The sequence below is a fragment of the Streptomyces sp. NPDC051662 genome, assembly GCF_040681655.1.
Classification (GTDB): Bacteria; Actinomycetota; Actinomycetes; order Streptomycetales; family Streptomycetaceae; genus Streptomyces.
On sequence record NZ_JBFAZD010000062.1, the window covers coordinates 1 to 7966 of the forward strand.

Here is a 7966-nt window from a genome sequence, read left to right on the forward strand (position 1 = left end):
CTGGCTGATCGTGTGGTGGAGTGGCCTCGGGGTGGGGTGCCTCGGCGGGCTGCGGTGAGTGCGTTCGGTATGGGTGGGGTGAACGCTCATGTGATTGTGGAGGAGGCGCCTGTTCCGCCGGTGCGGGAGACGTTGTTGCAGGATTCGTATGTGGTGCGGGTGAGTGCGGCGGATGAGACCGCGTTGCGTGCTCTTGCCGATTCGTATGCGGGGGCTTTGGCGGGGACGTCCGAGGAGGAGCTCGGGGACTTCGTGTTCACGGCGAACACCGGACGCGCAACACACCGCTATGGCGTGGCGGTGCAGGGTGCCAATGCCCGCGAACTCGCCGCCGGGCTGAAGGATGTCGTGACGGACAGCGGTGTCGTGTCCCGGAAGGGCGGCAAGGCCCAGCCTTCGGCCTTCATGTTCACGGGTCAGGGTTCGCAGTATCTGGGTATGGGGCGTGGGTTGTATGCGGTGGAGCCGGTGTTCCGGGCGGCGTTGGACGAATGTGCGGAGTTGTTGACGGGACAGATGGATGTGCCGTTGCGGGATGTGTTGTTCGGTGATGTGGGGGGTCTGCTGGATCGGACGCGGTATGTGCAGCCGGCTCTGGTGAGTGTTCAGGTCGGTTTGGTGCGCTGGCTGGAGTCGGTGGGGGTGCGTCCGGATGCTGTGGTGGGTCATAGTCTGGGTGAGTTGACGGCCGCGTGGGCGGCTGGTGTTCTCGGTCTGGCGGATCTGCTGGAGTTGACGGCGGTCCGTGGCCGGCTGATGGAGTCGGGGCCGGGTCAGGGTGCGATGGCGGTGGTGCACGCGGACACCGAGGCTGTTCTCGCGGCCATTGCCGCCCATCCCGGGGTGGAGATCGCGGCGTTCAACGCGCGTCGATCGGTCACGATCACAGGTCCGGCGGATGCCGTTTCCGGCTTCTGCCGGGAGTCGGGGCTGCGCACACAGAAATTGACGGTCAGTCAGGCATTCCATTCGGCCGCGATGGAGGGTGCGGTCGTGCCGTTCGTCGAGGCGGTGGCCGGCCGGACCCTTTCGGCTCCGCTGATTCCGTTCGCGTCGACCGTGACCGGCGACTGGCATACCGCCCTGACGGCTTCCGACCCCGCTTACTGGGGCCGGGCGATCCGTGAGCCCGTGCGCTTCTCGCAGGCGTTGACGACGCTGACCGAGGTCGGCCCGGCGGTGGTGTGGGAGATCGGTGCCCATCCCCAATTGACCTCGCTCGCCCGGGCGTCGTGGGGCGAGACACAGCCGGTGTGGCTCAGCACACTGCGGCGCGAGCGTACCGATCAGGTTCAACTGCACAGCGCGGTGGCCGACCACTACAACCACACCCGCGCCGAACTCGACTGGGCCGGTCTGCACCATGGCAAGGGCCGGCGCACCATCACCGTCCCCACCTACCCCTTCAACCGACAGGAGCTGGCCGCGCCGCCTGTTCGCCGCAGCGGTACTGAGTCGCGCACCCTCAGCCACCCGCTGTTCGACCGTCACTACGAGCACCAGAGCGAGGGACAGTGACGTATCCGGCCGAAACCTACGAGAAGACGTTCACGGGCCAGGAGCCCTTCATCGCCCAGCACCGCTCCGCGGGTACCGGGCTGCTGCCCGCCGCGGTGCAGCTGGAGATGGCGATGGTGGGGGTCGCCAGGCGTCGGCCGTTCACCCCGCTGGAGCTCACCGATGTCACGTTCCTGCGCCCCCTCACCATCGCCGACGACGCGACGGCTCCTGTCCGGCTCGATGTGTCCTTCGGTCCGCGGACCCGCTTCGAACTGAGCACCGTGGTGGCCGGCGACCGCAAGCCGCTGTCCACCGGAACCGGCCGGCTGCTCCCGGGCGTCCCCCCGGCCCCGCCCGCCGGTACCGACAGGCGGATGACGGGCACGCGGACGATCACCTCGGAGCGGCTGTACGAAAGCTGGGCGCGTGAAGGCCTGCGGTACGGTCCCGACTTCCGTACCGTCCGGGAACTCGCCGTCGCGGACGGTGGCGTGGCCCGGGCCACGCTGCGGTCCGACGCCGAGCCCATACCCTGGTACGCCCATCCGCTGCTGGTGGACGGTGTGTTCCAGGTCGTCAGCTGCGCGCTCCAGGACCTCACGGGAGAGGCCGGCCCGTATCCCATGTTGCCGATCGGCGTCGCTCGGCTCGCGGTCCTCGCCGATCTCTCGGTCCTGTCGGCCGGGGTGACCGTCGTGGCGCGCCGTACCGGCGTCGACGGCGCGTACGCGACCGCGGACGCCCTGCTGCTGGGGCCCTCGGACGAGGTCGTCGCGGAGTTCGAGGGGCTACGGATGCGTCGCCCGGCCGCCGTGTCGCGCCCGGCCGTCGTCCCTGCCCCGCCGCGGGCCGCCATGCTGCCCATCACCCGGATCGACTGGCGGCCCATGCCGGCGACCGACGAGCGGCACGATCCGGTGACCGGAACCTGGGTGGTGCTGCACAACGGCGGTACGGGCAGTCTGGGTGAGCGCGCCGCCCGGCACCTGCGGGCCGAGGGAGCCCGCGTGGTGGAGGTCGGCGCCGGACCGTCCGGGGCACAGGCACACGACCGCGATCGGCGGATGCTCGCGCAGCCGGACGAGGAGGCGTTCCGGCGGCTCTGGGAGGAGGTCGGGGACCCGGTCGCGGGTGTGGTGCACCTGTGGAACGACGGTGACGCGCCCGACGGCACTCCGAGGGAGGAGGCGGAGCTCCGCCTCGGCCTGTACGGCTGCCTGGCCGCCCTGCGGACCCTCGGCGAGCGGCAGCGCACGTCCCGCTTCCTCGCGGTGACCAGGGACGGGCAGCCGGTCGCGAACGGCGACCGGCCGGTGCCCGCGCGCGCCGCCCTGTGGGGCTTCGTCCGCACCGCCGCCATCGAGTACCCGGGCCTGCGCCCGCGCCTCCTCGACATCGACCAGCACGCCGACGACGCCCTCCGCGCGGTCCTGGCGGAGCTTGGCGCCGCCGACGGTCCTACCGAAGTCGGCTACCGGCGGGGCGTCCGCCACGTACCCGTCCGGGTGCGCGACCGGTCGGCATACGCCGCGCCCCACGGTGGGAAGAGGCCCATCAGACAGGGCGGCCGCTACCTCGTCCTCGGCGGGCACGGCGGGCTGGGCCTGGAGGTCGCCGACCGGTTCGCACGGGAGGGTGCCGGCGTCGTCGCGCTGGTCAGCCGTTCCGGAGCGGCCGCTGCCGACCACGACCGGACGGCCGCGATCGGCGCGCGGGGGTGCGAGGTCGTGTCCTACAGCGCGGACGTGACCATCCCCGGCGCCCTGGCGGCCGTGGTGGAACGCTTCCGCGCGGAGTTCGGCGAGTTGCACGGCGTGGTCCATGCGGCCGGCACTCTCAAGGACGGGCTGATCCGCAGCGCCACCGCCGAGGACATCGCGGCGGTGATGCGGCCGAAGGCCGACGGCGTTCGAGAGCTGGCCGCCGCGGTGACCGGGCGGGACCTGGACTTCGCCGTGCTGTTCGCGTCGGTCTCCGGCACGTTCGGCAACCTCGGTCAGGGCGGATACGCCGCGGCCAACGCCTATCTCGACGCGTTCGCGCAGGCGCACGGCTCGCCGTGGCTGAGCGTCGCGTGGGGCCTGTGGGGCGAGGTGGGCATGGGCACGGCCGTCGCGGAACAGTTGCGGCGGCGCGGAGTCAGACCGTTGGACACCGCGGAGGGCCTGGACGCCCTGATCGCGTTACTGGCGGCGGAAGAGGACCCTCGTCAGGTGGTCGTCGCCCATCCGGACGCCGGTGACGTCGTCGTCGAGCTCGAAGACGCGGGCGCGGAGCTCCGGGCACCTTCCGACGTACGCGCCGGGACTCATGACGGCGTACAAGGCTCCGCCGGGTCGACCGGTGAGGGCGACGCGGAGCGCGTCTGGTACGCACTGGAGCGGTTCCTGGCGGAGCGGCTGGGCGTCGCGTCCTTCGACCGCGACACCCCGCTGTCGGACTACGGCATGAGCTCGATCATGAGCGTCGAGCTCTCGGAGGAGCTCTCCCGCAGGTGGGGCGTCCATCTTCCGGCGACGCTCTTCCTGGAGTACGGCGAGTTCGCCGAGCTCGTCGAGGCACTGACAGGCCGTTACGGCGCGGCCGTCGCGGTCGCGGCGCCGGAGACGGCCGAGCCCGTCACCGGTGAGACCGTCGAAACGGCTCGGACCGTCGGGACGGCCGAGACCGTCGAGCCGCTTCCGGCTGCCTCCCCGAACCAACCGCGCGACCCGCGCCCGCGGCGGCAACCGGCCGCGGGGCGCGACGGGGACGTCGCGATCGTCGCCGTGTCCGGTGATCTCCCGGGGGCGGTCGGCGGGGTGGCGGAACTGTGGCCCCTGCTCCGCTCCGGCGCTCACGCGTTCACCGAGGTGCCGGCCGAACGCTGGGACATCGACGCCCACTTCGAGCGGCGCGGCCCCCATATGACGGGCACCTACTGCCGTACGGGTGCCTTCGTCACCGGTATCGAGCGCTTCGAACCGGCCTTCTTCGGTATCTCCGTACGCGAGGCCGAGGAGATGGACGTACAGCAGAAGCTGCTGCTGGAGCACGCCTGGACGGTACGGGACGACAGCGGTCTCGCCGGCCGCCGCGACATCGGCGTCTTCGTCGGCGCCACCTACACCCATCACCGCGACACGCGGGGGCTGGAGACCGTCGGACCGCACACCGCGCTCGGCTCCATGAACGCGATACTGGCCAACCGGATCTCGTACGCGCTCGACCTGACCGGCCCTTCGCAGACCGTCGACACTCTGTGCTCGTCGTCGCTCGTCGCCATCCAGCAGGCGGTCGCCGCGCTGCGCGCGGGACACTGCGGCGCCGCGATCGTGGCGGCCGGCCAGGTCGGTCTGACCCCGTGGTACTACCGCAGCCTGAGCCAGCTCGGTGCCCTGTCCGACACCCGGCCGCGGCCCTTCGACGAGAGGGCAGACGGATTCCTCCCCGGCGAAGGCACGTTGGCCATGATGCTGAAGCCGCTCGCGGACGCCGAACGGGACGGCGACCGGATCTGGGGCGTCATCCGCGGTACGGCCGTCAACCACGGCGGCCGGGGCAGCGCCCTGCCGGTGCCCCGCAGTGAGGCCCAGGCCGCGGTCGTCCGGGCGGCACTGGACGACGCCGGACTGGCCCCGGCGGACGTCTCCCTGATCGAGACGCACGGTACGGGAACCCGGCTCGGCGACCCGATCGAGATCGCCGCGCTGACCGAGGTGTTCGGCGGTGACCCGGATCGCGCGGAGCCGTGCCACCTCGGAGCGGTGAAGGGCAACATCGGGCACCTGGAGCCCGCGGCCGGACTCGCCGGTCTGCTGAAGGTCCTGCTGTGCCTGCGGCATCGGGAGATCCCGCCCGTCGCCGGTTTCGAGACCCCCAGCGGCCTTCTGGACCTGTCCGCCGGACCGTTCGTGATCCCCGTCGAGCCACAGCCGTGGACCTCGGACGGGCCGCGCCGGGCGGGAATCAGCTCCTTCGGCATGGGAGGGACCAACGCGCACATCGTCGTGGAGGAGTACGTCGGCGAGCTCGGCGGGTTCGGGCAGTTCGGCGAGTTCGGCGAGTTCGGGGAGGCCCGGCACGAGGCGTCCGGCGAGGAGCCCCGTACGGCCGCCGCCGTAGCCGACGAGCACCTGCTGGTCCTGTCCGCGCACACCCCGGACGCCCTGGCCCGGCGCATGGCGGACGTCCGGCCACTCCTGCGGCAGGGGAACGCGGCACGCCTGAGCGCCCTGTGCCGTTCCAGCGCCGTCGGACGCGACCACCAGGCGTACCGGGTCGCGGTCCTGGGAGCCACGGCCGACGAACTGAGCGCCGGGCTGGCCGAGGCACTGCGCCTGGCGGACCGGGCACCCGGCACTGTCGTACGTGGCGGAACGGTGCAGGACGGCGCGTCGACCGGGCTCAGCGGCCCGGCCTTCCGCTACGTCGGCGGCGGAACCGTCGACTGGGCCACGGTGTACCCCGGCCCACCGGCGCGCCGCTCCGCGCTCCCGCCCTATCCGTTCGGCTCGCGGCCCGCGGCGACCGCGCCGTCCGCGCCCGCCGGGCCTGCCGCCCCGTCCGCGCCGTCCGCACCAGCCACGCCGTCCGCACCAGCCACGCGGCACACGAACGACGTCGTACGGCTGCTCTCGCGCGCCCACCGTGTTCTGGGCGAGGAGACCGTACCCGGCGCGCTGCCGGTGGCCCTCGGTCTCCTGATGAGCGGTGCCCTGCGGCAGATCACCTTCACCGGCCGGGGGACCGGTGACCATCCCCTCACGAGCGATCTGGACGACCCCACCCGTACCGGGCCGGTCACCTTCCGGCACGCCGACCGGGTCATCGCCCGGCTCACCACCGCCGAAGCCCCGGCCGCGCCGCCCGCCGCCGTGGACTTCGACACCCTGCGGGCCGTCCTCGACCGGACGCTGGAACCGGCCGGCCTGTACGCCTGGTTCGCGGCGAAGGGCATGGAGCTCACCGCGCCGCTGCGGTCCATCACCGAGGTTCACTACGGGCCCGGCCGGGTACTCGCGCGGATCGAGCTCCCGGTCGGCGGCACCCTGGAGGCCGAGGCGGTGGCACTCGACGCCGCCCTCCAGTCCATGGCCGTCCTCACGCTGGCGGATCCCGCGGCACCGTCGGCCACCTATCTGCCGGTCTCCATCGGCCGGGCGGTGCGCTGGGCGGACGCGGCGCGGGCGGCGTTCGTGCTGCTCGAAGGCGCCGAGCCCGACAGCGACGGCACGCGACGCGGCCACGCGTCCCTGCTCGCCGCCGACGGCCGGGTGCTGGTACGGCTCGACGACATCGCGTACCGGACCGTGGCCGGGAACGGAGCCTCGCCGCCCGCTCCCGCCCGCCGCGCGCCGGGGGCCGCGGTGGCGGAGGCGGCGATCGTCGCGCTGGTACGGAGCGTCCTCCACGACCCCGGTGTCCTGGCGACCACCTCACTGTCCACCGTGGGTCTCGACTCCATGCTGGCGACCGTCATAGCGGCCGATGTCGAGGCGGCGTACGGGGTGAAGCTGAGCCCGACGGACGTCCTGGACGCCGCGGACTGCCGCACTCTCGCCGCGCGGGTCGCCGAACTGGCGGGCGACGGTGTGTTCGCCCCGTCCACGGCCGACGAGCGGCCACCGGCTGAACCGGCCGCGCGCCACCCTGAGGACGAGACGGCCGCCCAGGCCACGGTCCGCGCCCCGGCCACGGTCCGCGATACGGCCCCCGACAACACCGCGGACGCGGACACCCAGGACATCGCCGTCATCGGGCTGGCCCTGGCGCTCCCCGGCGCCCCGGACGAGGAACGGCTGTGGTCGCTGCTCGCCGACTCGGGTGAGGTGATCCGTCCGGCTCCGGCACACCGCTGGGGCCGGTACGCCGACGGGCACGAGCCCGATGTCGGCGGATTCCTGGACAACGTGGAGGAGTTCGACGCCCGGTTCTTCGACTTCTTCCCCAAGCAGGCCGAAGCGCTCGACCCCCAGGCCCGCTGGCTGCTCCGCACGACCTGGGAAGCGCTGGAGTCGGCCGGTCTTCCGCCCCGCCGACTGTCCCCGTCCACCGGTGTGTTCGTGGGCGCCAGTTACCAGCACTACAAGGACTTCAACCTCGCGCCGGAGCTGGACGCGCCCAGCGGCCTGGGAAATCACAACGCGTTCCTGGCCAACCGGGTGAGTTTCTTCCTGGATCTGCACGGGCCGAGCATGACGATCGACACGTTGTGTTCGTCGTCGCTGGTCGCCCTGCATACGGCGGTGCGGAGTATCCGCGACGGCGAGTGCGAGCAGGCCATCGTCGCGGGCGTCCGGGTCGCCCTGTCCCCGCTGCACTACGTCGCGATGAGGAACCTGCGCGCGCTGTCACCCTCGGGCGCTTCCCGGCCGTTTGATGCGGGTGCGGATGGGTTTGTGCCGGGGGAGGGGGTGGTGACGGTGGTGGTGAAGCCGTTGGGTGCGGCGTTGCGTGATGGTGATCGGGTTCGTGGGGTGATCAA

Annotated in this window: 2 protein-coding genes; both read left to right on the forward strand. The window is 72.4% G+C overall.

Annotation, left to right across the window (positions count from 1 at the left end; translation table 11 throughout):
• The coding region (locus AB0M67_RS41455) for an acyltransferase domain-containing protein (RefSeq protein ID WP_365753381.1) at positions 1-1518 on the forward strand (1518 nt) is incomplete at its 5' end.
• Positions 1515-7966, forward strand: a 6452-nt coding sequence (locus tag AB0M67_RS41460) for an SDR family NAD(P)-dependent oxidoreductase (RefSeq protein ID WP_365753383.1), incomplete at its 3' end; no start/stop codon positions are given. The genes AB0M67_RS41455 and AB0M67_RS41460, both read left to right, overlap by 4 nt.